Annotated in this window: 33 protein-coding genes and 1 pseudogene; 15 read left to right on the top strand and 19 right to left on the bottom strand. The window is 70.4% G+C overall.

The features are described 5' to 3' along the window. The first annotated feature begins 61 nt into the window (after positions 1–61). On the top strand, positions 62–220 hold the full coding sequence (locus tag IEX91_RS06375) for a hypothetical protein (protein ID WP_188877784.1): 159 nt from the start codon (positions 62–64) through the stop codon (positions 218–220). On the opposite strand, the gene IEX91_RS06370 is transcribed toward IEX91_RS06375, so the two are convergent. The 10 genes from IEX91_RS06370 to IEX91_RS06330 all read right to left on the bottom strand — a co-directional run bounded on the left by IEX91_RS06370 (position 217) and on the right by IEX91_RS06330 (position 7,386). Further along, entirely contained in the window at positions 217–996 is a 780-nt protein-coding gene (locus tag IEX91_RS06370; protein WP_211087252.1) for a DUF7388 family protein, read from the bottom strand. The genes IEX91_RS06375 and IEX91_RS06370 overlap by 4 nt on opposite strands. A 136-nt stretch (positions 997–1,132) precedes the next feature. Next, positions 1,133–1,726: an NUDIX hydrolase gene (locus tag IEX91_RS06365; protein WP_188877782.1), complete on the bottom strand. Its 594-nt coding sequence runs from the start codon at positions 1,724–1,726 to the stop codon at positions 1,133–1,135. Positions 1,727–1,772: 46 nt separating this feature from the next. Next, on the bottom strand, positions 1,773–2,300 hold the full coding sequence (locus tag IEX91_RS06360) for a DUF7109 family protein (RefSeq protein ID WP_188877781.1): 528 nt from the start codon (positions 2,298–2,300) through the stop codon (positions 1,773–1,775). A 26-nt stretch (positions 2,301–2,326) separates the two neighbouring features. Continuing rightward, positions 2,327–3,418: a glycosyltransferase family protein gene (locus IEX91_RS06355; RefSeq protein WP_188877779.1), complete on the bottom strand. Its 1,092-nt coding sequence runs from the start codon at positions 3,416–3,418 to the stop codon at positions 2,327–2,329. Positions 3,419–3,485: 67 nt separating this feature from the next. Next, entirely contained in the window at positions 3,486–4,373 is an 888-nt protein-coding gene (locus IEX91_RS06350; RefSeq protein ID WP_188877930.1) for an SDR family oxidoreductase, read from the bottom strand. A gap of 2 nt (positions 4,374–4,375) precedes the next feature. Continuing rightward, the gene (locus IEX91_RS06345; protein WP_188877778.1) at positions 4,376–4,804 is read right to left on the bottom strand and encodes a DUF5791 family protein; all 429 of its coding nucleotides are present in this window, start codon (positions 4,802–4,804) and stop codon (positions 4,376–4,378) included. Positions 4,805–4,839: 35 nt separating this feature from the next. Next, positions 4,840–5,013 carry a DUF7286 family protein gene (locus tag IEX91_RS06340; protein ID WP_188877777.1) on the bottom strand — a complete coding sequence of 58 codons (174 nt, stop codon included), beginning with the start codon at positions 5,011–5,013 and terminating at the stop codon, positions 4,840–4,842. A 31-nt stretch (positions 5,014–5,044) separates the two neighbouring features. Continuing rightward, entirely contained in the window at positions 5,045–6,394 is a 1,350-nt protein-coding gene (locus IEX91_RS06335) for an alkaline phosphatase family protein (protein ID WP_188877776.1), read from the bottom strand. A 203-nt stretch (positions 6,395–6,597) separates the two neighbouring features. Next, complete coding sequence (locus IEX91_RS16490) at positions 6,598–6,732, bottom strand: hypothetical protein (RefSeq protein WP_268238672.1); 135 nt, start codon at positions 6,730–6,732, stop codon at positions 6,598–6,600. Positions 6,733–6,855: 123 nt separating this feature from the next. After that, positions 6,856–7,386, bottom strand: a complete 531-nt coding sequence (locus IEX91_RS06330; RefSeq protein ID WP_188877775.1) for an inorganic diphosphatase — start codon at positions 7,384–7,386, stop codon at positions 6,856–6,858. A gap of 113 nt (positions 7,387–7,499) precedes the next feature. Here IEX91_RS06330 and IEX91_RS06325 point away from each other — a divergent pair, with 113 nt between their 5' ends. Beyond that, positions 7,500–7,853: a PadR family transcriptional regulator gene (locus tag IEX91_RS06325; protein ID WP_188877774.1), complete on the top strand. Its 354-nt coding sequence runs from the start codon at positions 7,500–7,502 to the stop codon at positions 7,851–7,853. A gap of 21 nt (positions 7,854–7,874) precedes the next feature. On the opposite strand, the gene IEX91_RS06320 is transcribed toward IEX91_RS06325, so the two are convergent. Both IEX91_RS06320 and rnhA read right to left on the bottom strand, forming a co-directional pair. Next, on the bottom strand, positions 7,875–8,423 hold the full coding sequence (locus IEX91_RS06320; protein ID WP_229772809.1) for a DUF7108 family protein: 549 nt from the start codon (positions 8,421–8,423) through the stop codon (positions 7,875–7,877). Further along, the gene (gene rnhA / locus IEX91_RS06315) at positions 8,416–9,012 is read right to left on the bottom strand and encodes a ribonuclease HI (RefSeq protein WP_188877773.1); all 597 of its coding nucleotides are present in this window, start codon (positions 9,010–9,012) and stop codon (positions 8,416–8,418) included. Before rnhA ends, IEX91_RS06320 begins: the two co-directional genes overlap by 8 nt. Positions 9,013–9,187: 175 nt before the next feature. On the opposite strand from rnhA, the gene IEX91_RS06310 reads away from it, so the two are divergent. From IEX91_RS06310 to IEX91_RS06290, 5 genes are all read left to right on the top strand, one after another. Next, positions 9,188–9,898: a phosphoglycerol geranylgeranyltransferase gene (locus tag IEX91_RS06310; protein ID WP_188877772.1), complete on the top strand. Its 711-nt coding sequence runs from the start codon at positions 9,188–9,190 to the stop codon at positions 9,896–9,898. Between the two features lie 61 nt (positions 9,899–9,959). Beyond that, positions 9,960–11,261 carry an aspartate--tRNA(Asn) ligase gene (aspS, locus tag IEX91_RS06305; RefSeq protein ID WP_188877771.1) on the top strand — a complete coding sequence of 434 codons (1,302 nt, stop codon included), beginning with the start codon at positions 9,960–9,962 and terminating at the stop codon, positions 11,259–11,261. A 737-nt stretch (positions 11,262–11,998) separates the two neighbouring features. After that, positions 11,999–12,832, top strand: coding sequence for a pantoate kinase (locus IEX91_RS06300; protein ID WP_188877769.1), 834 nt, complete (start codon positions 11,999–12,001; stop codon positions 12,830–12,832). Positions 12,833–12,910: 78 nt separating this feature from the next. After that, on the top strand, positions 12,911–13,672 hold the full coding sequence (locus tag IEX91_RS06295; protein WP_188877768.1) for a 4-phosphopantoate--beta-alanine ligase: 762 nt from the start codon (positions 12,911–12,913) through the stop codon (positions 13,670–13,672). Between the two features lie 78 nt (positions 13,673–13,750). Continuing rightward, positions 13,751–14,569, top strand: a complete 819-nt coding sequence (locus IEX91_RS06290) for a DUF7551 domain-containing protein (RefSeq protein ID WP_188877767.1) — start codon at positions 13,751–13,753, stop codon at positions 14,567–14,569. 6 nt (positions 14,570–14,575) lie between these two features. Here IEX91_RS06290 and IEX91_RS06285 read toward each other — a convergent pair whose 3' ends face one another. The 3 genes and pseudogenes from IEX91_RS06285 to dcd form a co-directional block, all read right to left on the bottom strand. Continuing rightward, entirely contained in the window at positions 14,576–15,481 is a 906-nt protein-coding gene (locus IEX91_RS06285) for a thiamine-phosphate synthase family protein (protein ID WP_188877766.1), read from the bottom strand. Continuing rightward, entirely contained in the window at positions 15,482–17,179 is a 1,698-nt protein-coding gene (locus IEX91_RS16485) for a dCTP deaminase domain-containing protein (protein WP_407647945.1), read from the bottom strand. Further along, positions 17,168–17,521: pseudogene (dcd, locus tag IEX91_RS16715) on the bottom strand (dCTP deaminase); the annotation flags it as partial. The gene IEX91_RS16485 and the pseudogene dcd, both read right to left, overlap by 12 nt. A 98-nt stretch (positions 17,522–17,619) precedes the next feature. Between dcd and pth2 the strand changes: the two are divergent. The 8 genes from pth2 to IEX91_RS06240 all read left to right on the top strand — a co-directional run bounded on the left by pth2 (position 17,620) and on the right by IEX91_RS06240 (position 21,692). Then, positions 17,620–17,958, top strand: coding sequence for a peptidyl-tRNA hydrolase Pth2 (pth2, locus tag IEX91_RS06275; protein WP_188877764.1), 339 nt, complete (start codon positions 17,620–17,622; stop codon positions 17,956–17,958). Further along, complete coding sequence (truD, locus tag IEX91_RS06270) at positions 17,958–19,334, top strand: tRNA pseudouridine(13) synthase TruD (RefSeq protein WP_188877763.1); 1,377 nt, start codon at positions 17,958–17,960, stop codon at positions 19,332–19,334. The genes pth2 and truD overlap by 1 nt, the downstream gene beginning before the upstream one ends. A gap of 42 nt (positions 19,335–19,376) precedes the next feature. Beyond that, the gene (locus IEX91_RS06265) at positions 19,377–20,099 is read left to right on the top strand and encodes a DUF2103 domain-containing protein (protein ID WP_188877762.1); all 723 of its coding nucleotides are present in this window, start codon (positions 19,377–19,379) and stop codon (positions 20,097–20,099) included. Between the two features lie 56 nt (positions 20,100–20,155). Beyond that, a complete protein-coding gene (locus IEX91_RS06260) occupies positions 20,156–20,443 on the top strand; it encodes a 50S ribosomal protein L37ae (RefSeq protein ID WP_188877761.1) in 288 nt (95 codons plus the stop codon). 6 nt (positions 20,444–20,449) lie between these two features. Beyond that, positions 20,450–20,584: a DNA-directed RNA polymerase subunit P gene (locus tag IEX91_RS06255; RefSeq protein ID WP_123074201.1), complete on the top strand. Its 135-nt coding sequence runs from the start codon at positions 20,450–20,452 to the stop codon at positions 20,582–20,584. 25 nt (positions 20,585–20,609) lie between these two features. After that, a complete protein-coding gene (locus tag IEX91_RS06250) occupies positions 20,610–20,873 on the top strand; it encodes a KEOPS complex subunit Pcc1 (RefSeq protein WP_188877760.1) in 264 nt (87 codons plus the stop codon). Positions 20,874–21,064: 191 nt separating this feature from the next. Beyond that, positions 21,065–21,445 carry a prefoldin subunit beta gene (locus tag IEX91_RS06245; protein ID WP_188877759.1) on the top strand — a complete coding sequence of 127 codons (381 nt, stop codon included), beginning with the start codon at positions 21,065–21,067 and terminating at the stop codon, positions 21,443–21,445. A 4-nt stretch (positions 21,446–21,449) separates the two neighbouring features. Next, positions 21,450–21,692, top strand: coding sequence for a DUF3194 domain-containing protein (locus IEX91_RS06240; RefSeq protein WP_188877758.1), 243 nt, complete (start codon positions 21,450–21,452; stop codon positions 21,690–21,692). 213 nt (positions 21,693–21,905) lie between these two features. On the opposite strand, the gene IEX91_RS06235 is transcribed toward IEX91_RS06240, so the two are convergent. The 4 genes from IEX91_RS06235 to IEX91_RS06225 form a co-directional block, all read right to left on the bottom strand. Then, positions 21,906–23,780: a DUF2070 family protein gene (locus IEX91_RS06235; RefSeq protein WP_188877757.1), complete on the bottom strand. Its 1,875-nt coding sequence runs from the start codon at positions 23,778–23,780 to the stop codon at positions 21,906–21,908. A 6-nt stretch (positions 23,781–23,786) separates the two neighbouring features. Continuing rightward, positions 23,787–24,338, bottom strand: a complete 552-nt coding sequence (locus IEX91_RS06230; RefSeq protein ID WP_188877756.1) for a GMP synthase subunit A — start codon at positions 24,336–24,338, stop codon at positions 23,787–23,789. 64 nt (positions 24,339–24,402) lie between these two features. Next, positions 24,403–24,525, bottom strand: coding sequence for a hypothetical protein (locus IEX91_RS16480; protein WP_268238671.1), 123 nt, complete (start codon positions 24,523–24,525; stop codon positions 24,403–24,405). A 10-nt stretch (positions 24,526–24,535) separates the two neighbouring features. Further along, a complete protein-coding gene (locus IEX91_RS06225) occupies positions 24,536–25,078 on the bottom strand; it encodes a DUF7097 family protein (protein WP_188877754.1) in 543 nt (180 codons plus the stop codon). Positions 25,079–25,080 lie beyond the last annotated feature (2 nt).

Raw genomic sequence — 25,080 nt, 5'->3', positions numbered from 1 at the left:
ACTTTCACTTTCACCACGCGCACGGGTGAGCTGTTAGCAACGAGGGATCGTAGGCCGGTGTATGAGTGCCGATGGAGCGGCCGTCGTCGGGGAGTCGAGTCGTGAGGAAGCGCGAATCGACGTCACGGAGGCGTCGTTCGCGTGGGTGCGCTCGTTCGTCCGCGGGCGCGACGCGCACTTCGAACGCGACGGCGAGCGGACGTATCTCGTGCTCGACTAGCGGAACGCGTCGGGGCCGCGGGCGGGGTAGCCGACGACAGTGTCCGCGCCGGCGTCCTTCAGTTCCGCGACGCGCTCGCCGACCGTCTCGGCGTCACCGACGAGCGCGTAGTCGCGCACGGCGGCGGAGAGCACCTCGCGGGCACGGCCGGTCGCCGACCCGTCAGTCGCGGCGTCGTCCGGGAGCGCTCGCCGGACGGGACCGCGTCGAGCCGTGTAGTCGCCGAGCGCGTCCAAGATGGCCTCCTCGTCGTCGTCGAGAACGACGGGTGCGTAGAGCGAGACCTGCCCCTCGTAGCCCGCCACGCGGAGCGCGCGGAGGTCGCGGTCGGTCGAGCGCGAGAGCAGTTCGAACTGACCGGCGCCGGTGGCGAGCGCGACGCGCTCGATACCCTCGGTGCCGACCCACGCGTCCGGGTAGGCCTCGACGGCCGCGCCGAGGCGCGGCGCGATGCGCTTCTCCTGCTCGTCGTCGTCGAGGTACGCGCCGTGGCCGGCGACGAGAACGCGGCCGGCGTCCTCCGGGAGCGTCGCGGCGAGCTCGTCGTCGCCGAGCGGGTCGAACCCCGCCGCCCGAACGGGCGTGGTGAGCCGGAGGTCGCGCCGGGCCGCGATGTCGGCGAGGACGTCCGATTCGGGGAGGTGCGCGCGACCCTCGTAGTCGATGACGACCGTGTCGAAGGGGAGGTCGGCGGCGACGCTGACGTCGCACTCCATCGGCTTCAGCGCCACCGCGTCGATGCCGGTCTCGCGGGCGCGGGCCGCGGCGCTCAGCACGCTGTGCCCTCCGCGACGCGTCGGCGACGTGTCTCGCTCACGGCTGCGGTCTCAGAACGGTGCTGGAACGCGACCACTCGTCTGGGCGACCATGTACGTCCGCACTAGGCCGCGTCCCGGCAAAAGCGTAGCGGATTCACGGCTCGGCGTCGGGATCGACGACGCGATCCGGCGTCGTCGGTCGCTCCCACCCGCAAGCGAGTTCGAGGAACTGGACGAGGATGCGCCCGGTCGCTCCCCAGACGGTGTATCCGTCGACCCGGAAGAAGTGAACGTCGAGCTCGCCGTATTCGGGGTGGTCGCGGCGCTCCAGTTCGTGGTTCGCGGGGTCGAGCAGGGCCGCGAGCGGGAGGACGGCGATCTCCGCCACCTCGCGGCGATCCGGGTCGTACGTCCGGTCGGGAACGCGAGCGACGATGGGCGTGATCGCGTAATCGGTCACCGTCTCGATGTCGTCGAGGCGTCCGACGACGCGCGCCTCCTCGGGGCGGAGACCGATCTCCTCGTCGGCCTCTCGGAGCGCCGTCGCGGTCGCGTCGGCGTCGCTCGGTTCGCGGCCGCCCCCGGGAAAGCTCATCTGTCCCGGATGTTCGCCGAGGTGATCCGCGCGCTTCGTGAAGAGGAGCGCGGGACCGTCGGACGCCTCGACGACCGGGACGAGGACGGCCGCCTCGCGCTCCGCGCCCGCGCTCGTCTCGGGACGGCGGGTGGCGATGCGACCGAGGTCCATGCCGGTGTGCAGACGCCTCGCCCCCTTAATCGTTCCTCGGGACGCGTCACCGCGCATCGGCGATGCGCTCCCGGACGTCGGTGAAGTCGGTCCCGGTCAGCGCCGCGGCGTCGTACGTGACGTCGATCAACACCGCCGGGTCGGGCGCCTCGATCCCCGCCTCGTCCCCGCTCTCGTCCTCGCCGTCCGCGTCGCCTCCGCTCTCATCGAGCGCGGCGACGTCGGCCGCGAGGCGCGCGCGGAGCGCCGTCTCGACGGCGTCGCTCGGCACGTCGCGCCGCGGTGCGTCGAGCAGGTGAGGGAGGTCCTCGCCGCCCTCGGGGGTCACCGGGAACGCCCGCGGCCCGGGGACGAGGAGAGATGCGTCGGCGTCGAGCGTCCCGAGGCCCGCCGGATCGACTTCGAGGAGCGCGTACGCCTCGCGGGCGTCCGCGACGGCCCGATCGTGCGACTCGCGGTCGTGATCGTCCCCCCGGCGCGCGGCGAGATCGGCGACGGCACCGGCGAGCTCCTCGCGTGTCAGGCCGCCGAAGAGGTCGCAGACGCCCGCGAGTTCGTCTGAATCGAGGGACATGGAGGGGAGTGGGCGTCGCGGGCGCTTCAACGTACCGCGTCGAGGTCCGCCGCGGCGGCCTCGCGGACCTCCGCGATCGAGAGCGGCGCGTCGTCCCACGCGGGGAGGCGGGTGTCGGGCCCCGGTTCGCTCACGGCCGCACGGTACGTCTCGACCTGTTCGCGCTCGGCGGCCGCGTCGTGCGCGAACCCGTTGAACGCCGCGTCGGCCGCGTAGCCGCGCTCGAAACGCTCGGCGGCCGCGACGTAGCGCTCCGGGAGCGTGTCGTACTCCGGGCTGACGCCCGCCTCCTCGACCACGCGGAGGAGCGCGTCGCCGACGCCCTCGCTCATGTCGCCGAGCCCCGTGGGGCCCGAGACGGCGCGGTGGTCGTGTTCGTAGAACCCGAGGTCCACCTGCGCGACGCCGTCGGGTCCGGTCGTCCGGTAGGCCTCGCCGAGCGTCCCGACTTCGAGCCCCCAGCGCCGCTGGACGCGCAGCGAGCGCGCGACGTCGCCGGTCATCGCGCACTCGCCGGCGAGCGCGTAGCGGAACGCGCCGAGATAGTCGAGGATCTCGTGATCGTGGCGGTCGGCGAGCGCCGCGATCAGCGGCTCGTAGAAGAGCCGAAAGAGCCGCCCGTAGAGCCGGCCGGACTCCACGCGGGCGTAATACCCCTTCGTGAAGTCGAAGTCGCCGGCGAGCGGCGCGAGGAGTTTCGGCACGTCGCGCTCGCTGTAGCTCTCCGCGTCCGCGTCGTGGAGGGCGACGTGCGCCGAGTCGGCCGCGAGCCCGAGCGCCAGCCAGATGTCCCGGCCCTTGCCCGTCTCGCCGTCGAGACCGACCCCGTCCAACAGGTCGGCGAGGCGCGTCCCTGAACACCAGAGCACCTCCAGGGGGAGATCGAAGCCGTCGAGCCAGTCGCAGAAGGCCGGGACGCGCTCGGCCGGGGCGCGAAGCGGCACGAGCACGCGCTCAGGGTCGAGCGACGCGAGCGTCGAGAGGACGCCCTCGGCGGCCAGCCCCGCGTACTCCCGTTCGGTCATCGGGACGATCACCGTCGTGCGGCCCACGGGGGCGTCCGGGGCCGCCCCGCCGTAGTCGTGGAGCGTCGCCACCCGCTCCTGCGTGTACTCCATACGGGGCGTGGGCGCGCCGACGGCAAAAAGTCGGGCGAAGCGGGCGCGCCGGCCGACGACGAACGCGTTATCGTCCGGCCCGGTACGCACGGACCGCGTCCATGTACCCCTCGCGGTACGTCGGATACGCGTACTCGTAGCCGAGATCGCGCACCAACGCGTTCGAGCAGCGCTTACTGGTCGTGAGTCGCCGGCGCGCCGCCTCGGAGAGGTCGTCGGCGGCGAGGCGGTCGGCCCGCGGGACCGTCGCCGGCCGCGCGACGCCACACGCGTCCGCCAGCCACGCCGCGAGATCGCGCCGATCCACCGGCTCGTCGTCCACCGCGAGCAACAGCGGTTCGTCCGTCTCCGTCAGCGCGAAGCGGACGATCCCCGCGGCGTCGTCGCGGTGGAGCATGTTCAGGTACCCCTCGACGACCGAACCCGTGGTGTAGCGTTCCAGCCGGTAGCGATCGGGGCCGTAGAGGCCGGCGAAACGGACGACGCGCCCCGCCATCCCGTGTTCGGCCGGGCGCTCGCGGGCGACGCGCTCGGCCTCGACGAGCACCTCGGTCTTCTCCGTCGTCGGCCGGAGGGGCGTGTCCTCGTCCACCCACTCCCCGTCGTGGTCGCCGTAGACCCCCGTGCTCGACGTGTAGACGAGCTGGGTCGGCGCGTGCTCGCGCTCGCCGAAGGCGTCGATCGCGGTGCGCAGACCCTCGACGTAGACCTGTCGGGCGGCGTCGGCGTCGCGCCCGCCCGAGGAGGCGGCGAAGACGACCGCGTCGACGTCCGGGACGGCATCGAGGCTCTCGGCGTCCGTCACGTCCGCGCGCACGGCGTCGAAGCCCGCCTCGCGGATCGCCGCGAGGCCGTCGTCGGAGCGCCGAACGCCGATCGGTTCGTGGCCGGTCGCGGCGAGCTGGCGGCCGAGTTCGAGGCCGACGTAGCCGCAGCCGAGGATGGCGACCCGCATCGTCACCACGGGTTCTCGACCGCGAGGTGGTGAACGACGCGCGCGTACTCCGCGAGCGTCATCTCGCGGCGCCCCTCGACCTTCTGCTGGAGCACCTTCGGGTCGAGATCGGTGTCGATGGCGCGCTGGAGCGCGCCGATGTCGACGACCGCGGAGCTCATCTGGAGCATCAGGTGATCCCGGACTTCGAGCAAGTAGTCGTCGGCCGCGGGATAGTCCGGCGAACAGGACAGGACGGCCGCGGCCTCCGCGAGGGTCACGTCGTCGGGGTTGTCGAGGATCACCTCGACGCGTTCGGTCGAGAGGTCCGTCTCCGCGGCGACGGGCTCGATCCCGCGTTCCTCAATGACGGCCGTGAGCGCGGCCAGATACTGGGTTCGGAGCGCCTCCGGGGCTGTCGCCGCTGGATCGGCGATCTCCTCTGTGAGCATACTCGACGTTAGCGCTCGGGCTAAATGGGGGTTTCTCACTCGCCGCGCGCCGCCCACCCCGCCGAGGTCTCGCTCAGCCGCCCGACGTCGCCGACGCCACGCGGACCCGGCGGGACGACCGCGACGACGCCCGTCCGATAGTCGAAGGCGAGCGCGGTGTCGCGGCCGAGGCGATCCGCGCGACCGTCGCCGTCCACGTCGAGCGCCACGGGGGCGTCGGCGCGGACGTAGCGGCCGGGCTCAGCCCTTGACGAGGCTACCGCCGTCGAAGTCGGTGGCGTCGAAGTCGATGTCGAGGAGGTCGAGCATCGTCGGCGTCAGATCGAAGAGGTTGGCCTCGTCGATGGCGACCTCGGGCGCGTCGGTGACGAGCGTCGCGTTGTCGAAGGAGTGCATCCCGTTGCGCGGGCCCTTATCGAAGACCGTCTCGCTCCCGCGGAAGCCGGCCTTCAGGTCGAACCCGTGGTTCGGGATGGCGACGAGGTCTGGCGCGATCTCGTCGTGATCGCCCGCGAAGGCGTCCTCCTTCTCGACGACGCGCGCGACGACCGGTTCGCCGTTCGGTCCTTCGAGCGCCTCGATCTCGGCCTTCAGCTCGTCGCGGACCTCGTAGTAGTCCTCCTGTGCGACGCTTCCGCGCGGCTCGCGCCCCTCGAGGTTGAGGTAGAAGCGCCCGGGAACGAAAGCGTACGCGCGCGTGTCGTCGTCGATGTCAGCGAGGCTGTCGTGCTCGTCGTCCTCGAAGGAGAGCCACCCGCGCTCTTCGAGCCAGTGGTTGAGGTGGACCTCGTAGTCGAGCGTCGTGAAGCCGTGATCGGAGGCGACGACGAAGGTCACGTCGTCGGGCGCGGCCTCGCGGAGCTTCCCGATGTAGTCGTCGACCTGATCGTAGAAGTCGAGGAATTCCTCTTTGTTCTCGCCGTCGCGCTCGTAGTCCTCGAAGAGGAAGTGGTTGACCCGGTCGGTCGTCATGAAGACGCCGAAGAAGAGGTCCCAGTCGTCCCCCGTGAGGTAGTGGTCGAAGGCCTCGTAGCGCTTGTCGAGGGTGTGGTGGGCGTCCTCGACGAACTCCGTCTTGTCCTCGTCGTGACCGAGTTTGGCGTTGACGTCGATGCGATACCCCAGCTCGTCGAGGTAGTCGCCGACGTCGCTCGGGTGGGAGGCCTTCTTCACGCCAGGGGAGAGGAACCCCGAGACCATCCGGTCGACGTTGCGCTGGGGCGGGAAGGTGACGGGGACGTTGAACACGGAGGCGCGCCGGTCGGCGTCGGTGACGCGATCCCAGAGACGGGTCGCCTGTACGTCGCGGCCCATCGGGACGTACGTGTCGTACGTCCCGGTCTCTCGGTCCTGAAAGCCGTATACGCCCGTCTTGCCGGGGTTGACGCCGGTCGTGAGGGAGGGCCAGCAGGCGCTGGATTCGGGAGGCACGATGCTCTCGATGGCGCCACCGGCACCGTCCTGTGCCATCGCCGTGAGGTTCTCGAACACCTCGGGGTGGTCCGCGACGAGCGAGTAGGGCACGCCGTCGATTCCGATGAACGCGACCCGCGGACCGTCGTCGCCGCGGAGTCGGTCGAAGAGTCCCATATCGCCTTTGTCCGCTCGCGCGGCTTAAGAACGTTCGTTCGCGTCGGCTTTCGCCCCTGTCTACGAGCGGGTCGCCGACGAGCGAAACGGGAGCGGCGCGGCGGGAGGCGAGCCACGGACGGCGATCGGTGGCGACGGGGCAGCAGCGACGCGACGTTATACGTCGTCGGTGGCGGTGGCGACGGGGCAGCAGCGACGCGACGTTATACGTCGTCGGTAGCGGTGGCGTCCCCGTCCGCGGTGTCGTCGGCGTCGGCGGCGTCGTCGGCGTCGTCGTCGTAGTTCGTCGGGACGACGGTGAGGTGATCGAGGCCGACCGCGGGACGGTTCGTGGACATACGCGACCGTCGGGCCGCCACGCCCAAAGTATTACCCATGCGCATACCTCATCGGCGTGCCGGCGGCGGATACCCGATGGTAATCGGCGCCACGACGCGGCACAAAGAAGCGGGGCGGGTGCGTTAGAAGTTCTCGTCGTAGAGGTGCTGGGCGTGCTCGATGGCGTCCTTCGCCGTCTGCGCGTCCTCCCAGTCGCCGACGGAGACCTCCTTGCCCTCCTCGAGGTTCTTGTAGGTCTCGAAGAACTCGGCGATCTCGGCCTTCTTCTGCTCGGTGAGGTCCTCAACGTCGGTGATGTGGTCGTAGCGCGGGTCCTCCTCGGGGACGGCGATGACCTTGTCGTCCTTCTCGCCGTCGTCGTCCATCCGCATGAGGGCGACGGGGCGAGCTTCGATGACGCACTCGGGGAACGTCTGATCTTTCACGAGGACGAGGACGTCGAAGGGGTCCCCGTCGTCGTAGTAGGTCTGCGGCATGAAGCCGTAGTCCGAGGGGTAGTGGACGTTGCTGTGGAGGACGCGATCGAGCACCGTGCCCGGGATGTCCTTATCGTACTCGTACTTGTTGCGCTCGCCCTTCAGACACTCGACGACCGCGTAGACGGTGTCGGGCGCGTCGGGTCCGGTTTCGAGGTCTTCCCAGAGGTTGACCATAACGATTTGGTGTGCGATTGACGCCGTAAAGGGCCTTTCGGGTCACCGGAGCGGGACTCAACGCCGGAATCGTGAGAAGCGTTTAAATACCGTCTGTGTCATTAAGTACAACTATGTCAGAGGCACAACGCGCGGCGCGTACCGGCGTCCGCGATCTGACAGCGTTCCAGAAGAACATCCTCGTGGTCCTCGCCGAAGAACCACGATACGGGCTCGCGGTCAAGCGGGAGCTCGAAGAGTACTACGGCGAGGAAGTCAACCACGGCCGACTCTACCCGAACCTCGACGACCTCGTCGAGGAGGGGATGGTCGAGAAAAGCGAACTCGACAAGCGGACCAACCAGTACGCGCTGACGGACGCCGGCGTCGAGGCCGTCTTCGACGACCTCTCGTGGGCGCTCGAGAAGTTCGTCGCGACCGGCGAGCGCGCCGCGCGGATCCGCGACGTCGTCGCCGAGTACGAATAACGGGGCGGTGCGGACGTCCCGCTACGGCACCTCTTCGTCTACGAGTGCGAACGCGTAGCGCAGCGACTCTGAGAGCCGATCAAGCTGTGCGTCGCTCGGCCACGCGTTGCGCACGAGGTACTCCTCGCGGAACTCGTCGAGCTCGTCGCGCGTGAGCGCCTCGATCGGCTTCGCGTAGTGATTGCTGGCGAAGTCGGCGAGCGCCGTCACCGTCTCGCCGTGGACGCTCCCGTGCGCCTCGTGGACCGCGCGGGCGATCCCGCGGTTGTGCGTGGCGACCTCGTCCCACTCGTCGGGGTCGCCCGGGCCGCCGAGGGGGCGCTCGACGGCCTCCTCGGGGTCGAAGCGGTCCATCCGGATCGTCCCCGCCTCGTCGAGCCACGCTTCGGGGTAGCAGACGAGCGTGACGGTGCCGCCGTCCTCGCGCTCGCGGGCCGCGTACCCCGCCTCGGCGAGCAGGGCGTCGCGCTCCGATCGATAGGCGTCGGCCTCGTCGGGGTCGCTCGCGCGCAGAGCGAGACGGGTGAGACGTTCGGCCTCGGCGACCGTCTCCGCGGATAGCTCAGGCACGATCGAGCGCCTCGTTCGCCAGGTCGTCCGCGCGCTCGTTCACTTCCCGGGGGACGTGCGTGATCGACCAGTCGTCGAACTCGCCCAGCAGTTCCCGGACGCGCACACGACGCTCGCGGAGGGCGGGGTCGTTCGTGTCCCACGCGCCCGTCACCTGCTTGGCGACGAGTTGAGAGTCCCCGCGGATCTCGATCTCGTCGAAGCCGAAGTCGGTCGCGGCCTCGAGGACGGTGATGAGCGCGTCGTACTCCGCGCGGTTGTTCGTCGTCGACCCGATCGTCTCCGACCCCTCGGCGACGATGCCGTCGCCGGGCGAGACGAGCACCCAACCGACCGCCGCGGGGCCGGGGTTACCCCGGGACGCGCCGTCGAAGTACGCGTGGACGCGGCCGCCGTGCTCGCGGAGGACGGCGGTGACGTCCGCAGGGCGTGCGCCCTGCACGACCACCTGATCGTCGTAGGCGACGGCGCTCGCGTCGCCGAGCGTCGCCCGCCAGCGCTCGTGCTCGGTGTTCCCCTCGGCGAACGTCGCGCCCGCCTCGTCGAGGCGCGTGCGGGCCGCGTCGGGGTCGCAGTCGATGACCGGCATTCGGGTGAACGTCGGGGCGGTGCGAGTAAAGGGGTTACCGTTCGGCGCGCGGCGCCCGAACGACGGCGGGCGGGCGGACACCGCGAGCGGACGGGCGCGGGCGGCGTTCGTGCCGGCGAGCGCGCCGAGCCGGCGGTCCGAAGGGGTTTTGCTGGCCCGGATTTATACCCCGAGCATGCACTCCCCGTGGGCCGACTGGGACCACGTCCTCAAGGTCGACCCGGACAAGGACCTCGTCGACGGCGAGACCTTCGACGACGTCTGCGAGACCGGGACGGACGCCATCGAGATCGGCGGCACCCTCGACGTGACGAGCGACAAGATGCGCCGCGTCATCGACGCCTGCCGGACGCACGACGTCCCGCTCTATCAGGAGCCGTCGAACCCCGCGGTCGTCGTCGAGGACGACGCGCTCGACGGCTATCTCGTTCCGGTCGTAATGAACGCGGGCGACGTCGCGTGGATCACGGGCGCGCACAAGGAGTGGGTCCGCATCGACGACGTCGACTGGGCGCGTACCGCGACCGAGGCCTACATCGTCCTGAACCCGGAGGCCTCCGTCGCCGAGCTCACGGACGCCGACTGCGAGCAGAACGCGGACGACATCGCGGCGTACGCGGAAGTCGCGGAGCGGATGCTCGGACAGGACGTCGTCTACGTCGAGTACTCGGGAACGCTCGGCGATCCCGAGAAGGTCGCGGCGGCCTACGACGCTCTGGAGGAGGCGACGCTGTTCTACGGCGGCGGCATCCACGACTACGACGACGCCTACCTGATGGGCCAGCGCTCGGACGTCGTCGTCGTCGGGGACCTGCTCCACGAGGAGGGGTGTGAGGCGGTCCGCGAGACGGTCGAGGGCGCCCGCGACGGGAAGGCCGCGCGATAGGCGGACGTCCCCGCCGACGCGAAGGGCGGCATTTAAGCGCGCCACGCCGATATGGGCGCGTATGGACGAGAGAACGTACACGGCAGACGCCGAACCGGGCGACCACGTGACGGTCGCCGGGTGGGTTCACGAGGTCCGCGACCTCGGCGGGATCGCCTTCCTCATCCTCCGAGACAAGTCCGGCAAGATCCAAGTGAAGTTCGAGAAGGACGAGATGGACGAGGACCTCGTCGAGACGGGGCTCAACGTCCACCGCGAGTCCGTCATCAGCGTCACCGGCGAGGTGGAGGCGGAGGATCGCGCCCCGACGGGCGTCGAGATGCTCCCCGGGTCGGTGGAGGTCCTGAACGAGGCGGACGCGGAGCTCCCCCTCGACCCCTCCGGGAAGGTCGACGCCGACCTCTCGACGCGCCTCGACAACCGGACGCTCGACCTCCGGAAGAAGGAGGTACAGGCGATCTTCGAGATCCGAGCCGAGGTCCTGCGCGCGGTCCGCGACTACTTCCGAAGCATCGGCAGCACGGAGATCAACACGCCGAAGATCGTCGCCACCGGCACCGAGGGCGGTACGGAGCTCTTCCCGATCACGTACTTCGGCGAGGAGGCGTTCATGAACCAGAGCCCGCAGCTCTTCAAGCAGCTGATGGTCGGCTCCGGGCTGGAGCGCGTCTTCGAGGTCGGCCCGATCTTCCGCGCGGAGGAGCACAACACGCCCCGACACCTGAACGAGGCGACGATGATCGACTTCGAGTCCGCGTTCATCGACCACGAGGAGGCGATGGACGTCTGTGAGGGCACGCTGAAGGCGGCCTACGAGGCCGTCGCCGAGAACTGCACCGAGGAGCTCGACCTGCTCGGCTACGACGACTTCGAGACGCCGGACGGCGACTTCCCGCGGCTCACCTACGAGGAGGCCATCGAGCGCATCAACGCGACGGGCGAGCTCGACGAGCAGCTCGTCTACGGCGACGACCTCTCGACGGAGGCCGAGCGCGCGCTCGGCGACGACGTCGGCGGACACTACTTCATCACGGACTGGCCGAGCGAGATCAAGCCGTTCTACATCCAGGACTACGAGGACGACCCCACGACCTCGAAGGGGTTCGACCTGATGCACCCCCGCATGGAGCTCGTCTCCGGCGGGCAGCGCGAGCACCGCTACGGGGCGCTCGTCGAGGGCTTCGAACAGCAAGGGCTCGACCCGGAGCAGTTCGACTACTACACGAAGATGTTCAAATACGGCATGCCGCCCCACGCGGGGTGGGCGTACGGCGTCGAGCGCCTCATCATGACGATGCTCGGCTTGGAGAACATCCGGGAGGCGGTGCTGTTCCCGCGAGACCGGCAGCGTCTCAGCCCGTAGGGCTGGACGCGGTCCGGCGAGCGGGAGCCAGAGAGGTGAGCGTAGCGAGTCTCTCGTTGTTCCCGCGAGACCGGCAGCCTCTGAGTCCGTAGACGAAGACCTGCTGAGCCGAGAAGACGCCCCAGCGTCTTCCGCGACCGGAACCGGCTCTCGCCGTGAGGCGAGCACGTTGACGAGCCAGTGAGGCACGCGAAGCGTGTCTCACGCGATCGGCAGCGCCTGTCGCCGTAAGGCGACGGCGTGGCCCGGCGGGCGGGAGCGGGGAGTGAAGCGGAACGGACCGAGCGGGGTCCCGCGAGATCGACACCGGCCCCCGCAGAGGCGCGCACGTCGAACCACGTTCACGTCGCTCCGATCCGCGCCGGCGACGTCTCTGACGTGGCGGTCGCTCGCGGTTTTGCGGTCTGCGGTGCCTCGGACGTGTGACGACCCCGGGCCGGGAAGGGAACGACCGCACGAGTGCGGACGCAACGAGGCCGAGACGGCCCCGCCGCGTTCCCCCGGTGGTCGATGGCTCCCCCCTCGAAGGAGTGACCGGATTCTACGGTCGTCGTAATCCGTCTCGCGCGGGAGCTCCGACAATCGACGCCTCCGGTCGCGGGCTGGTGTCGCTACTTCGACCGCGCGGATGACGGTTTTGGCGGCGGGACGACAGATCGACGGGCGTACTGGTCGCGCACCGCGGCGGTCGGGACGAACTGCAAGCCTTAACCGGGGGCCGCACTCACCACGGAACGATGATCGACGAGGCCGCGGCGTTCGTCCCCGGACACATCACGGGATTCTTCTCCGTCCACCGGGCCGGGACGCCGGCGAAGACCGGGTCGCGGGGGGCGGGCGTGACGCTCGCGGACGGCGTCAGGGTCCGGGTCGCGCCGGCGAGCGAGCGGACGGTGACGCTGAACGGCCGCGAGACGACCGTGCCAGCGGCCGAACACGTGTTGGACGCGCTCGACGCCACCGCGTCGGTGACGGCGTCGACCGACCTCCCGGTGGGGGCGGGCTTCGGCGTCTCGGGCGGGATCGCGCTCGGCGCGGCGCTAGCGGCGAACGGCGCGTTCGAGACGGGGCGCTCGGAGAACGACCTCGTGCGACTCGCTCACGAGGGCGAAGTCGCGGCGGGGACCGGGCTCGGCGACGTGGTCGCCCAAGCGCGCGGCGGCGTCCCGATCCGCCTCGATCCGGGGGCGCCGCCCCACGGGCAGCTCGACGGCGTGCCGGCGACGGGCCGGATCGAGTACGTCTCGCTCGGCGAGCTCTCGACGGCGGACGTGCTCGCGGGCTCGACGGCACGGCTGTCGTCGGCCGGCGTGCGGGCGCTGGAGTCGCTGCGCGAGCGGCCGACGATCGAGGGGTTCGTCCGGGAGTCGCGGCGGTTCGCGGAGGAGGCGGATCTCCTCACGCCGGAGGTCGAGCAGATCGTCGCGGACGTCGTCGAGGCGGGCGGCGAGGCGTCGATGGCGATGCTCGGACACACGGTGTTCGCGCTCGGACACGGGCTGAGCGACGCGGGGTACGATGCGGCAATGACGCGCGTGCACGACGCGGGCGCGAGTCTCACGGGCGAGTAAGGCGACGACCCCGGGTAAGACGAGGAGTCGGGAGCGAGAGACGCGGCGCTTTTGACGGTACGCGGCCGAACCGAGGGTATGAGCGACGAGGTCGACGTCCCGGAGGACCACCCCCGATATCAGTCACTGGTGACACGCCACCGAATCGAGGACGGCGTGGAGAAGGGGATCACGAGCACGCAGGGGCTGATCGCGGAGGGGCGCGGGGAGGCCTTCGACTACCTGCTCGGCGAGGAGACGATCCCGAGCGCGGATCGGGCGGCGCGCGCGGCGGCGGCGCACTTCCTGCTCGCCGAACACCCCGTGATCAGCGTGAACGGGAACGTCGCGGCGCTGGTGCCCGAGGAAGTGGTGGCCCTGGCCGGCGCGACCGGTGCCGACATCGAGGTGAACCTCTTCGGACGGACGGCAGAGCGTGTGCAGGCCATCGCCGACCACCTCCGCGAGCACGGCGCGACGGAGGTGAAGGGGCTGACGGCGGACGCGCGCATCCCCGGGCTCTCCCACGAGCGCGCGAAGGTCGACGCGGACGGGATCTACGACGCCGACGTCGTGCTCGTGCCCCTCGAAGACGGCGACCGCGCGGAGGCGCTGGGCGAGATGGGGAAGACGGAGATCGTGATCGACCTGAACCCGCTCTCGCGGAGCGCCCGGACCGCCGCGGTCCCCATCGTCGACAACATCCTGCGCGCGCTCCCGAACGTCACGCGCCACGCGCGCGACCTCGCGGGGTCGTCGCGCGAGGAGTTGGAGGCGATCGTCGCGGAGTTCGACCGCGACGCGGCGCTCGAAGCCGCGGAGCGTCGCCTCAGGGAGGGCGCGCTCGCGGACGGCGAGTGAGTCCGGGACCACAACACCCATTACGTTTTAGGCTAGCCTAAACACATGGCGCGACACTCGGAACGGGTGGTGGTGTAGATGGTCGGGCGGACACTCGACGAGATCCGCGAGCGCCTGGAAGGGTACGCCTGCGACGACGGCTCGTACTACCTCGCGTGCGCTCGAACGGGGGAGCGGCCGATTCCCTCGGGCGATCGCCGCTTTCCGGACCGCGGGACGGCGACGCAGGCCGCCGACCTCGTGGACGCCTACCGGGCGGAGTTACGGCAGTACGACCCGCACCTACCACACCGGGACGTCATCGTCCGACAGCTTCCGCGGGAGCCGACGGGCGACGCCACCGTCCACACGCCGACGGACCGGAGCGAGTTCTGCCACGAGGTCGCCGCCGCGGTCTTCGAGACGCTCTCGGGGGGTGGCTTCCGCGACGCGGAGCGCGCCGTGATGGACGCCTACCTCGACGCCGCGGAGACCGTCGACGACCCCGACGACCTCTGTCTGCTCCTCCTGCGGAGCATGGGCGCGGTGCTCGACGAGATGCTGAGCGTCCACGAACAGGAGGTCGTCCTGAACCGGGCGGCGGGGCGACTCGATCCCGTCGCCGAGCCGACCGACGCGCTCACGGACAGCCTCGACAGCGTCGCGGCGGCCGGCCTGCTCGACGCGTACCGCGTCGACGGCCCGGCGGAGTCGCCGACGGTCGCCCTCGACGGCTACGCGCTCGGACGCGGTCAGCGGGTGCTCACGCTCCCGCTCGCGGTCGAGTTGCTACGGCGACGCCCGGGCGCGGACGTCCGCTTCGAACCGACCGACGACGACGAACCGGGCTTTCGCGTCACCGTCGTCGATCGGGCGTGTCACAGCCCGCGGGGGCTCTTGCGCGTCGGCACCTCGTAGTCAGAATCAGCAGAAGGACCGGACGGCCGCGGCGACGCTCGGCGCGTCGTCGCCGAGCACGTAGACGATGGGTTCGACGCCGTAGCCGCCGGTCTGGTAGAGCGCGCGCGTGTCCGGCGCGTCCGCGACGGCGTCGCGCACCGCGCTTCGCGTGTCGTCGGATTCGGACTCCGCGGGGAACTCGACCGGGGCGTAGCCCGCCTCGGCGAGGGAATCGATCAGGTCGGGGGAGTACGCGACGTTGATCGCGGCGCGCGCGTCGCTCCCGGCGTCGCGGGCCGCGAGGAGCACGGTAGCGACGTGCGCGGAGACGCCGAACTCGGGGTCCGAGGGGACGGTCGTCCGTCCCATCACGTCGAAGATCCGCCCGGGGACGCCAGCGACGTCCTCCGGCGTCTCGGCGTCCGGGAGACACTCGACGAGGTTCGAGCCGACCGCGGGGATGAGCGTGGCGAACCCCGAGGCGCGCTCCAGGAACTTGACGCCGCGGCGGAGGTCCGCGAGGACGTGTTCGCGCTCCCGGAGCGCCCCCTCGCCCGTCCCGCGGAAGTCGACGCCCGCCCCCGCGAGCTCGGGCATCTGCTCGGCGTGGATGTCCGCGAGCACGTCGCCCGGCGCTTCGAGGTCGCGCACGAGCGCCTCGGCCTCCGCGAGCGCGCCGACGCGCGAGAGCGTTCCGTCCGCGAGGCCGTCGGCCACCTCCGCGACGTGATCGGTGACGCGCTCGTCCGTCTCTATCTCCGCGCGCGTCCCGACCTCTCCCTTCGCGTACTTCGAGACCGCGCTCTGGCTCACCCCGAGCAGGTCGGCGACCGCCTGCTGGGTGAGCCCGCGCTCCCGGAGCGCCGCCGCGAGCAGCGAGCGGTACGTCGGGAGGAACTCGTCGACGACGACCTCCTCGAGAAAGCGCATCTACGCGTCCCCCCCGCCTCCGCCCCCGGACTGGTCGCCGCCGAACTCCGCGTCGCCCTGGATGCGCGAGGCCTGCGGGCCGTCTTGGTCCTGGTACTTCGAGCCGCGCGCGGCGCCGTAGGGTCGTTCGGCCGGCGAGGAGAGCTCCGTGAAGACGAGCTGGCTGATCCGCATGTCGGGCGTGAGCGCGACAGGTGCGGTTCCGAGGTTCGAGAGTTCGAGCGTGATCTTGCCGTGGAAACCGGGGTCGATGAAGCCGGCGGTGTTGGAGAGGAACACGCCACCGAATCCACCGAGGAAGTTCTCCACGCGCCGGCCCCGCGGCTGGACTTCGAGGTCGTACGTCGTCTCGACGCGGCCGGTGTCCTCGACGGACTCCACGCGGTCGAACCGGACGTTCCCATTGAGAATCGCGTCGAGGCGACTCACGTCGGCATCGTGGTCGGCGTAGCAGTCACGGAGTCGGGCGAGCGTCTCGCGTGTGACCACGTCGTACGTTCGGTTCTCGACGTTCGAGACGGACGACTTCGAGGAACGCCCGATGGCGTCCGCGACGTCCGCCATGGTGAGACCGGCGTCCTCGCGCAGATCTCGGAGGAGGGCGGACGGGTTCGGAACGTACTGCCCGCGTTTGTGGGCATCCTCGTAGAAGTCGACTGCCCACTCGTCGCTCTGCGCATCGTTATCGCGCTGACGGTGGTACGTCGACGTCGCGTAGCCGAGGCGACTCCCGAGATAGGTCGCCCTGTCGGCGAGGGCTTCATTCGCGGTGTAGAGCGTATCGCGTCCGTCTCTTCGGTGGCCATCCCCATCGAGGAGCCCCTCGTAGAACGCCTCGACGACCTCGTCCGACCAGTTCCAGAGGCGTGCGGGGATGTTTTTCTCCGAGCCGGCCGCTGCGAGGGTTCGGAATATCCGGGACCAGAGCGCGGAGCAGATCGTCAGCTGGTGGACACCGTCCGAAGTCTGCGACCAAGAGACTGGCGTGTCGTACCGGGCAAACCAGTCCGCGACGCGCTCGAGTGGCTCGTGCTCCTTCTGACCGAGCACGACTTGTTTCCGCCTCGCGTACCCCTCCGCGACGTAGAACCCGAGTAGCCACCCGAGTTCGGGCGTGACGGGGATCGTCCTCGGGAGGCGTGTGTCACTCCCCTTGAACGCGAGCTCCGCGTCGGCCGGAACCGTCGTCCGCTTCGTCGCGGAGAGCGGAGCGCTGCCCCGAGAGCGATAATGCCGTCGAGACCCCGAGGGGACCCCTTCCCAGTCGACCGTCCCGACGCCGTCGGTCGCGTAGACCGTGACGTCGTCGGTGTGATCGCCGAGCACGTCGAGCAAGTCGAGTTCTGTCTCCGGCGTGGACGCGCTCGGAAGCGTCCCCGGGACCATCACGTACTCGCCGACCGCGTCCTCGCTCGCGAGCCGCGCCGTACGGCCGCGTTCGTCCAGCGTGAAGAGATTGTGGTCGCGCGTCACGCGGACGGTTCGGCCGGAGTCAAGCGTGACCTCGAAGACGCGCTTGGCGGGGTTCGTAATGAAATCAGTGATCGGGAACGTGTGAACTCCGAGCGAGTTCGGATCGAACGAGACGGCGTGCGCGTTCGGTTCCGCGGCGACGACGTCACCGATACGGTGGAACCCGAAGCCGTCCTCGGGCGTCCAGAGGAATATCTGCTCGTCAGCGGGGAGGGAGGCATGCACCACGACGGCGAGGCGGCCGAGCGAGGAGCGGCCCTCGACCTGCGCGACGAGGTCCGGGGGGACTTCGACGCGCTCTTTCGTCGTTCCGAGGACGAAGTCACCGGGGTGGAGGATGAACTCCTCGTCGGCCTCGACGTACGTCTCGCTCACGTACTCCTCGACCTCCGTCTGATCCGTCGGGTGGATACAGGGGATGTTCGCGTGTTGGAATTCGAGGAAGCGCTTGCCGAGCCGGACGTCGATGCTCGCGGGCTGGATCTGGAGTTCGGGATCGTCGAGCGGCTCGACGACGAGGTCGCCGGACTCCATGCGATCGAGGAGATCGGCGTCGGAGAGGATCATACGCACGGGGAGACGCCGGGGCGTGTTAAGCGAACCTCTCTGCGTCCGCTCCCGTGGCGGGTCGCCACGCCTATGCCGCCTTGGTCGCTTCCTCGGGTATGAAGCAGGTCATCGCCGCCCGGACGGATCTCGGGATGGGGCGGGGGAAGCTCGCCGCGCAGGTCGCGCACGCCGCCATGAACGCCGCGGAGAACGCCGGTCCGGACGCGGTGCGCGCGTGGAGGGACGCGGGCCAGCCGAAGATCGTCGTGAAGGTCGGCTCCGAGTCCGAGCTCCTCGAGGTCGCTGAGAACGCCCGGCGCCGCGGCCTCCCGACGTCGATCGTCCGCGACGCCGGGCGCACGCAACTCGACTCGGGGACGGCGACGACGTGCGGTGTCGGACCCGCGCAGGACAACGAGGTGGACGCCGTCACGGGCGACCTCTCGCTCTACTGATGCGCGCCGCCCACGAGATCGAGCGCGCCGTCGGGATCGACTACTACGTGAGCGACGCGCCCGGCACCGGGGGGTCGCTCCGGGAGTCCGCCGCGGACTTCCGCGTGCGCGAGCTCGAAGCGTTCGACACCGAGCCCGCGGACGCCGACGCGGGCGCCTACCCGCACCTCGTCTTCCGCGCGACGCTGACGAACTGGGACACGAACGGCTTCGCTCGCGACCTCTCGAACAAGCTCGGGATCAGCCGCGAGCGCGTCTCGTGGGCGGGGACGAAGGACCGCAACGCCGTCACGACCCAGCTGTTCAGCGTGCGCGGCGTCGCCCCCGACGACCTGCCGGAGATCGGGAACGCGGAGCTCGACGTGGTCGGACGCGCGGGCCGCCCGATCCGCTTCGGCGACCTCCGGGGGAACGAGTTCCGAATCGTCGTCCGCGAGGCCGATCCAGGCCCCGTCGACGACGTGACGCGCGACCTCGCGGCGTTCGGCGGTGCGAACGGGGAGGCGAGTGCGAACGCGAGCGAGGAGGGTCACGCGGACGGTTCGGGCGAGGGCGCGACGAGCGTCGGGGTCCCGAACCTCTTCGGACAACAGCGTTTCGGCAGCTATCGGCCCGTGACTCACGAAGTCGGCCTCGCGGTCCTCCGCGGCGACTGGGAGGGGGCGGTGATGGCGTACGTCGGGAACCCCTCGACGGCGGAGCCCCCGGAGACGCGCGAGGCGCGGTCGTTCGTCGAGGAGACGCGCGACTGGAGCGGGGCCATCGAGCGCTTCCCGCGACGCCTGCGCTACGAGCGCGCGGTGTTGAACGCGCTCGCGGAGAACGGGGGAGAGCGTCCCGAGGAGTTCCGCGAGGCCCTGGAGACGTTCCCGTCGAACCTCCAGCGGCTCTTCGTCCACGCCGCCCAATCGTACGTGTTCAATCGGATCTGCTCCGAGCGCCTCGAACGCGGTCTGCCGTTCGACCGGGCGGTCGCGGGCGACGTCGTCTGCTTCGCGGACGCGGACGGCGAACCGGTGCTTCCGGACGCGGATCGGACGCAGCGCGTCACGGCGGGCCGCGTGGAAGTCGTGAACCGCCACCTCGAACGCGGGCGGGCGTTCGTCACCGCGCCGCTCGTCGGTACGGACACCGAGTTCGGCGAGGGCGAACCCGGCGAGATCGAGCGAGAGGTCTGCGCGGACGTCGGAATCGAACCCGCCGACTTCGACCTCCCGGGGTCGTTCGACTCGACGGGGACGCGGCGCGCGATCCTCGTTCGGAGTGCCCTCACGGTCGAGCGCGATCCGCTCACGTTCGAGTTCGCGCTCCCGAAGGGGAGTTACGCGACCGTTCTCCTGCGCGAGTACCTCAAGAGCGGGCCGCTCTCGCTCTGAGGAAGCAGGGCGGTTTTACGTCACGCCCGCGTTCTCGCCGGCATGGAGTGTTCGCGTTGCGGGACCCCACTCGAGAAGCCGGGCGACTACTGCCTGGTGTGCGAGACCCGCAACGCGGACGCCGTCGTCGTCCACGCCGCGCCCGACCACGCGACGCTCACCTTCCTCGACGAGGACGAGGTGGTAGGACAGACGGACATCGCGACGACGCCGGAGGCGGACGCCGACCTCGAAGGCAGGCGGATCCGGAACTTCGCGGGGCGGATCGCGGACGAGGTGCGCCGGAAACGCCCCGAGGAGGTGTACGTCGCGGGCGACCGGGCGGTCGTACAGGCCGTGCGCGCCGACCTCCGCTACGACGTCTACCGCGTGCCGGCCGACGACCCCGTCGAGACCGTCGTCGAACGCCGCGGGGAGCGCGAGCTCGACGTCGTGGAGAAGGCGCCCGCGGAGAAGATCGGCGGGACGCACAGCACGCTGATCGGTGGTCGGGTCGGCCAGCGCGCGATCCGGGAAGTGGCCGCCCACCCGCACGTGAAGAAGGTGATCCCGGGTCCGATCGACGCGAGCGGGTCGGGCGCGCGCGGCGGCGTCCGGGCGAAGGTGACGCGGGCGGACGGCAACGGGAACGTCCGGCTGTTGATCCGCGACGGCTCCAGCGTGCAGGAGAACCGCGTCGTCACGACGGCGATGGACCGCGAGACTGGCGAGCGCGTCCGCGACGACCTCAACGAGGCGTTAGAGGACGCGGAGCTCACGGGATAGCGCGCGGTCGTCGACTCGTAGGGCTTATGTGCGCGCTGGAGCTAGTGGTCGATATCATGGCCAGCAAGGGCTCCAACAACACCGGTAGCGCGGGGCGCTTCGGTGCGCGCTACGGTCGCGTCGCACGACGCCGCGTCAGCGAGATCGAGAGCGACACGAACGACGACCACAGCTGTCCGGACTGTGGCTCCGACGCCGTCGACCGCAAGGGGACGGGCATCTGGCAGTGCGGCAAGTGCGGTTACAAGTTCGCGGGCGGCGCGTACCGGCCCTCGACGCCCGGGGGCGAGGCCGTCACGCGCTCCATCCGGACCGCCCTCGCCGAGGAGGAGTCCGAGGCGTAACGGTCGATGTCGTACAAGTGCTCCCGCTGTAAGCGAGACGTCGAACTGGACGCCTACGGCGGCGTCCGCTGTCCCTACTGCGGGCACCGCGTCCTGCTGAAGGAGCGCAGCCGCGACGTCAAGGAAGTCGACGTCCAGTAACGCGCCGTCGAGAGACGTGCGAGCGATGCATCGGACGTCACTCGTCTTCTCGTACGAGACCGAGCGCGTAGCCGCGGCCGTCGCCGACGCGGTGCGCGTCGAGGCCGGCGACATCGAGAGCGAGCGGACGCGAGCGAGCGTCGAGCGCGACGGCGAGACGGTACGCGTCGCGGTGACGGCGGCGGACCTGACCGCCCTGCGCGCCGGGACGAACACGTGGACGACGCTCGTGGCCGTCGCCGAGCGGGCGAACGAGACCGGGCGAACTCACGCGGCCCTGCGGAGATAGGTCTAGCTATTTTTGCGTGGAGCGCATCGTCCCGTGCGCCGGTTCGATAGGCGGGTCGGGTCCGCACTCCTCGGACCCGGTCCGCGCGACTCCCCCTCTCCCCCCTCAACCGGCGTTTTCGGACCGACGAGCGCCAGCGACGGCGTCCGGCAAAGCGGGGGTTTTTACCTCCGGGCGTGCACGTTTCGGGCATGCAGGGCAACCTTCCGCCCGAGGCGCAGGAGAAGCTCGAAGAGCTGCAGGACCTTCAGGAGAAGGCCCAGACGGTCGCGGCGCAGAAGCAGCAGGCCGAGACGCAGCTCAGCGAGGCCGAGACGGCGCTCGACGAGCTCGACGAGATCGACGAGGACACCGTCATGTACCGCGAGGTCGGCGAGCTCCTCGTCCAGACCGACTACGACGAGGCCGCGGAGGACCTCGAAGAGAAGGTCGACAACCTCGAGATCCGCGTGCAGTCCCTGGAGAAACAGGAGACGCGCGTCGAAGACCAGTTCGAGGAGCTCCAGGAGGAGCTGCAGGGCATGCTCGGCGGCGCGGGCGGCATGATGGGCGGCGGGCCCGGCGGCGCGTAAGGCGATGGTCGACGACGAGACGGTCGTCCGAACCGCCGCGGAAGCCGCAGAAGGCCATCTCTTCTCGCGGGTGAAGCAATCCTACGTCCGCGACCTCGACGTCGCGGTGACGTTCGAGGACGGCGTGCTCACGGTGGACGTCTACGTGAACGCGCCCGAAGCGGGCGTCGACGAGGACGAGCTCGCGGACGACGCCGCGCGTGTCGGGCGTGAGGCGGTGGACGAGCTGTTCGCGGCCGAGGAGTAGGTCGCGACGCAGCGTTCTCGCGGTTCTTTCGTGTCGTGAGCCGTGCGCGTGGCGAAACAGCCGGCCGTCTCTCGGCGCGCGGCGGTCGGCCGGTGTCTCGCGAGGCCCCCGCGCGGTCTTCGTGGCGCTACACGGGGAGCGGTGGGTCCATCGTCACTGAAGAACCCGCGGATCGGCGCGCTCAGTCGGGTGAGAGCCGAGCGGCGAAGAAGTTCAGGTGAGCAGGAAGATGAGCGCGCTGACGAGCACGGTCGCGGCGACGACGACGGCGCCGAGGACGCTGCCGAGGGCGATGACGGCGTTGGCGTGGCTGGCGAGCGTCTCGGTGCGGTCGTTGCCGAAGACGGTGACTTCGGCGTGTTCGGTGGCGATGCCGGCCTCGACGGGTTCGAGGTCCGCGACGGCGTCGCCGGCGAGGTCGCCGACGAGAGTCGTGAGCTCGCGCTGGTCGATGACGTCGCCGACCTGATTCTCGGATTTGACGGTGTTGACGATGTGGGTGTCGGTCGTCATGATCTCGACGGCGTCGGGGTCGAAGCCGTGCGCGTCGACGAGCGCGTCGACGATGTCGCCGCGGAGACCGGGTTCCATGTTGTTGCCGTCGACGAGGACGTAGCACGCTCTCGTGCCCGCGACATCGGTGACGGCGACGCGAACGCCGAGCGGTCCGATACCCTCCTGTGGCGTCCAGACGGTGCGATCCCAGGCGACGCCGAGGGAGAGCGGCCCGCGCTCGGCGTCGGCGAGGCGCGAGCCGAGGTCGCCGGCCCCCTCGATGAGATTGAACGACCGGGGGGAGCCGGGGACGACGTGGCCGAGATCGTCGCCTTGGAGGCCGTTGTTCGAGTTGTGGGCGTCGGCGAGGAGGACGTCGTCGAGGCCGGCACAGCGCGCTTCGGCGGCGGCGGCGAGGCCGACGGCGTACTCGATGTCGTCGGCGAATCCGGGCGCGAAGGTGGCGACGAGGAGCGCGCCGTCGTCGCCGAAGCCCTGTCCGAGGAGGCTGGCGTCGCCGTGCGCGGTGCGGATCCGGGGGGTCGCCTCGCGGTCGTACTCGATGGACGCGGCGGCGCGTTCGGCGGCGTCGACGAGCGTATCGACCTCGCGTTCGGTGACGAGGTTGAAGTCGTGGCCGGCGGTGGCGTGCGGCGGGAAGGCGAGGCCCGTCGCGGTCTCGGCGACGCGTTGGGGGAGGTTGCCGCCGCCGATCTCGCCCATCGGGCCCGGGTGGATCATCGGGAGGACGAAGCGGGCTTTCTCCTCGCCGCCGGGGCGACGGAACGAGAGGACGGTGACGGGAACGATGGCGTCCTCGCCGATCTGCTCGAAGAAGTCCTCCAGTTCGCGGGTGCCCTCGGCGATGTGGCCGATGAACCCGCGGAGGAAGTCGAGGCCCGAGACCCCCAGACTCTGTCGCCACGGTCGGTCCATGGTGCGGACGAACCCGTAGGCGACGAGCGCGTAGAGGACGCTCATGCCGACGAGGAGGAGGAGGTCGTCGGGGGTGACGAGGAGGAGACGCGAGGGCGCGCTCTGCGGGCGCGAGAGGTAGGCGTTGAGCAGCGGGACGTCGATGGTGAGATAGCGCATCGTCCCGCTGTAGACGAAGAGGAGAACGCCCGCGGTGCCGGTCTGGAGGCTCGCGGGGATCGCGGCGAGCAGGAGGCTGTTGCGCGAGACGGCGAGCACGACGAGCAGGCGCAGGGCGAAGACGAGCGCGAGCGCGGCGATGAGGACGTCGAAGACGAAGTTCTGCCCGAGGCGCGTGAGGACGGCGAGGACGCTGGCGACGGCGAGCAGCGCGACGACGATGAGCTCACAGCAGAGCGCGAGGAGCGACGAGCGGTTGTACGTGAGTTGACCGTCGAGCCAGCCGTCGACCGGCGTGGTGAGGAGGCTGGCGACGACGGTGGGGATCCCGATGAAGAAGACTCCCTGCCAGGCGTCCTCCAGGGGGAACGAGGAGGTGAACGCGCCGACGCCGGCCAGCGCGGCGACGAGGAGGGCGAAGGTGAGGCTGGCGTACCAGTTCGGCGCGCGGAAGATGAACCGCGAGAGCGCCGCGAGGTCGCCCTGCGTCTCGGTCATGGACGCCTACTCGCAGCGCGCGAGGAAGTTCTCGAAGACGACGTCGCCGGCTTCGGTGTGTGCGACCTCCGGGTGCCACTGGACGCCGTAGCGCTCGCGCTCGGTGTCGCTCATGGCCTCGATGTCGCAGACGTCGCTCGTCGCGGTGCGAGCGAAGCCGTCGGGGACCGCTGTCACTTCGTCGGCGTGACTCGCCCACACGCGCGTCTCGGGGGCGAGCGAGCCGACGAGCGGGTCGTCCTCGTCGACGATCTCCACCGTGACGTCGGCGTAGCCGCCGTAGTCGCCGGAGCCGACGTCGCCGCCGTACTCCGCGGCGACGAACTGCATCCCGAGACAGATGCCGAGGATCGGAACGTCGAGGGAGAGGTACTCGTCGCAGCGACCGGTGCGGTCCATGCTCGGGCCGCCCGAGAGGACGAGGCCGTCGTACGCGGCGAGGTCGCTCGGCGCGGTGTCGTTGTCGACGAGGTCGGTGTCGACGCCGAGATCGCGGAGCGCCCGGTGTTCCAGGTGCGTGAACTGGCCGTGGTTGTCCACGACGGCGATTCGCGTCATGGCGTCCCCTATCGGCCGTCGCCGTAAAAAGTCCTCGTAGTCGCGTTGGAACGTGAGACCGGCGTCAGACGACGCGGAGTCGACGGGAGAGCGAGGGACACCGCCGCCGGACGCCGTCGGCCCACTTCCCGAGGTAGCGCCGGGCCGGGACCCGAGAGCCGACGGCGCGCGTCCGGCCGGCGCGCATCGCGGCGTCGTCACTCGTCGTCGCGTCGCTCCGCGGCCGTCTCGAAGCCGAGTTCGTCGAGTTCGTCGCTCCGCCGGTCCTCGGCTTCGGCGAGCGCGTCGGGGCTCGGACTCGCGTCGTCGTCGATCCGCGCCCACGAGTCGTGAACGGCGGCGTGACACCACCGGCAGAGCGTCACCGTGATCTCGTGGTCGACGTCCCCGTTCGCGCGGTGCGCGGACTCGCTCCGGTCATCCGCGTAAGAGAAGTGGTGTTCTTCGAGGAGCGGGCGGGCGTCCGTGTGGGCGTCGCGGCGCGCTTCGAGGCCGCAGCGCGCGCACTCGCGGGCGGTCGAGGTCGAACGGTAGTGCGGGCAGTCGCGCCACTCCCAGTCGCCCGCGGCGACCGGACAGTGGTAGTCGTCGCCCGCGCGCTCAGCGGCGAAGTCGCGGTCGTGCTCGGGGTGCTCGAAGGCGTATCGACACTTCCCGTCGCCCGTGACGTGATCGCAGACCCCGGCGTGAGCGTAGGGATCGTCGACGCCGACGGCGGTCCCGGTCGGGGTCTTCTTCACCG

Origin of the sequence: Halarchaeum nitratireducens (assembly GCF_014647155.1) — an archaeon.
GTDB classification, from domain to species: domain Archaea; phylum Halobacteriota; class Halobacteria; order Halobacteriales; family Halobacteriaceae; genus Halarchaeum; species Halarchaeum nitratireducens.
The sequence above is the reverse complement of the archived record's forward strand: the minus strand, read 5'-3'. Positions and strand labels throughout refer to the sequence as shown.

What these genes read in the sequence shown, in the direction of transcription:
- IEX91_RS06375 (WP_188877784.1), top strand. Translation starts at nt 62, where the DNA reads ATGAGTGCCGATGGAGCGGCCGTCGTCGGGGAGTCGAGTCGTGAGGAA.
- IEX91_RS06365 (WP_188877782.1), bottom strand. Translation starts at nt 1,726, where the DNA reads ATGGACCTCGGTCGCATCGCCACCCGCCGTCCCGAGACGAGCGCGGGC.
- IEX91_RS06360 (WP_188877781.1), bottom strand. Translation starts at nt 2,300, where the DNA reads ATGTCCCTCGATTCAGACGAACTCGCGGGCGTCTGCGACCTCTTCGGC.
- IEX91_RS06355 (WP_188877779.1), bottom strand. Translation starts at nt 3,418, where the DNA reads ATGGAGTACACGCAGGAGCGGGTGGCGACGCTCCACGACTACGGCGGG.
- IEX91_RS06350 (WP_188877930.1), bottom strand. Translation starts at nt 4,373, where the DNA reads ATGCGGGTCGCCATCCTCGGCTGCGGCTACGTCGGCCTCGAACTCGGC.
- IEX91_RS06345 (WP_188877778.1), bottom strand. Translation starts at nt 4,804, where the DNA reads ATGCTCACAGAGGAGATCGCCGATCCAGCGGCGACAGCCCCGGAGGCG.
- IEX91_RS06335 (WP_188877776.1), bottom strand. Translation starts at nt 6,394, where the DNA reads ATGGGACTCTTCGACCGACTCCGCGGCGACGACGGTCCGCGGGTCGCG.
- IEX91_RS16490 (WP_268238672.1), bottom strand. Translation starts at nt 6,732, where the DNA reads ATGTCCACGAACCGTCCCGCGGTCGGCCTCGATCACCTCACCGTCGTC.
- IEX91_RS06330 (WP_188877775.1), bottom strand. Translation starts at nt 7,386, where the DNA reads ATGGTCAACCTCTGGGAAGACCTCGAAACCGGACCCGACGCGCCCGAC.
- IEX91_RS06325 (WP_188877774.1), top strand. Translation starts at nt 7,500, where the DNA reads ATGTCAGAGGCACAACGCGCGGCGCGTACCGGCGTCCGCGATCTGACA.
- rnhA (WP_188877773.1), bottom strand. Translation starts at nt 9,012, where the DNA reads ATGCCGGTCATCGACTGCGACCCCGACGCGGCCCGCACGCGCCTCGAC.
- IEX91_RS06310 (WP_188877772.1), top strand. Translation starts at nt 9,188, where the DNA reads ATGCACTCCCCGTGGGCCGACTGGGACCACGTCCTCAAGGTCGACCCG.
- aspS (WP_188877771.1), top strand. Translation starts at nt 9,960, where the DNA reads ATGGACGAGAGAACGTACACGGCAGACGCCGAACCGGGCGACCACGTG.
- IEX91_RS06300 (WP_188877769.1), top strand. Translation starts at nt 11,999, where the DNA reads ATGATCGACGAGGCCGCGGCGTTCGTCCCCGGACACATCACGGGATTC.
- IEX91_RS06295 (WP_188877768.1), top strand. Translation starts at nt 12,911, where the DNA reads ATGAGCGACGAGGTCGACGTCCCGGAGGACCACCCCCGATATCAGTCA.
- IEX91_RS06290 (WP_188877767.1), top strand. Translation starts at nt 13,751, where the DNA reads ATGGTCGGGCGGACACTCGACGAGATCCGCGAGCGCCTGGAAGGGTAC.
- IEX91_RS06285 (WP_188877766.1), bottom strand. Translation starts at nt 15,481, where the DNA reads ATGCGCTTTCTCGAGGAGGTCGTCGTCGACGAGTTCCTCCCGACGTAC.
- pth2 (WP_188877764.1), top strand. Translation starts at nt 17,620, where the DNA reads ATGAAGCAGGTCATCGCCGCCCGGACGGATCTCGGGATGGGGCGGGGG.
- truD (WP_188877763.1), top strand. Translation starts at nt 17,958, where the DNA reads ATGCGCGCCGCCCACGAGATCGAGCGCGCCGTCGGGATCGACTACTAC.
- IEX91_RS06265 (WP_188877762.1), top strand. Translation starts at nt 19,377, where the DNA reads ATGGAGTGTTCGCGTTGCGGGACCCCACTCGAGAAGCCGGGCGACTAC.
- IEX91_RS06260 (WP_188877761.1), top strand. Translation starts at nt 20,156, where the DNA reads ATGGCCAGCAAGGGCTCCAACAACACCGGTAGCGCGGGGCGCTTCGGT.
- IEX91_RS06255 (WP_123074201.1), top strand. Translation starts at nt 20,450, where the DNA reads ATGTCGTACAAGTGCTCCCGCTGTAAGCGAGACGTCGAACTGGACGCC.
- IEX91_RS06250 (WP_188877760.1), top strand. Translation starts at nt 20,610, where the DNA reads ATGCATCGGACGTCACTCGTCTTCTCGTACGAGACCGAGCGCGTAGCC.
- IEX91_RS06245 (WP_188877759.1), top strand. Translation starts at nt 21,065, where the DNA reads ATGCAGGGCAACCTTCCGCCCGAGGCGCAGGAGAAGCTCGAAGAGCTG.
- IEX91_RS06240 (WP_188877758.1), top strand. Translation starts at nt 21,450, where the DNA reads ATGGTCGACGACGAGACGGTCGTCCGAACCGCCGCGGAAGCCGCAGAA.
- IEX91_RS06235 (WP_188877757.1), bottom strand. Translation starts at nt 23,780, where the DNA reads ATGACCGAGACGCAGGGCGACCTCGCGGCGCTCTCGCGGTTCATCTTC.
- IEX91_RS06230 (WP_188877756.1), bottom strand. Translation starts at nt 24,338, where the DNA reads ATGACGCGAATCGCCGTCGTGGACAACCACGGCCAGTTCACGCACCTG.
- IEX91_RS16480 (WP_268238671.1), bottom strand. Translation starts at nt 24,525, where the DNA reads ATGCGCGCCGGCCGGACGCGCGCCGTCGGCTCTCGGGTCCCGGCCCGG.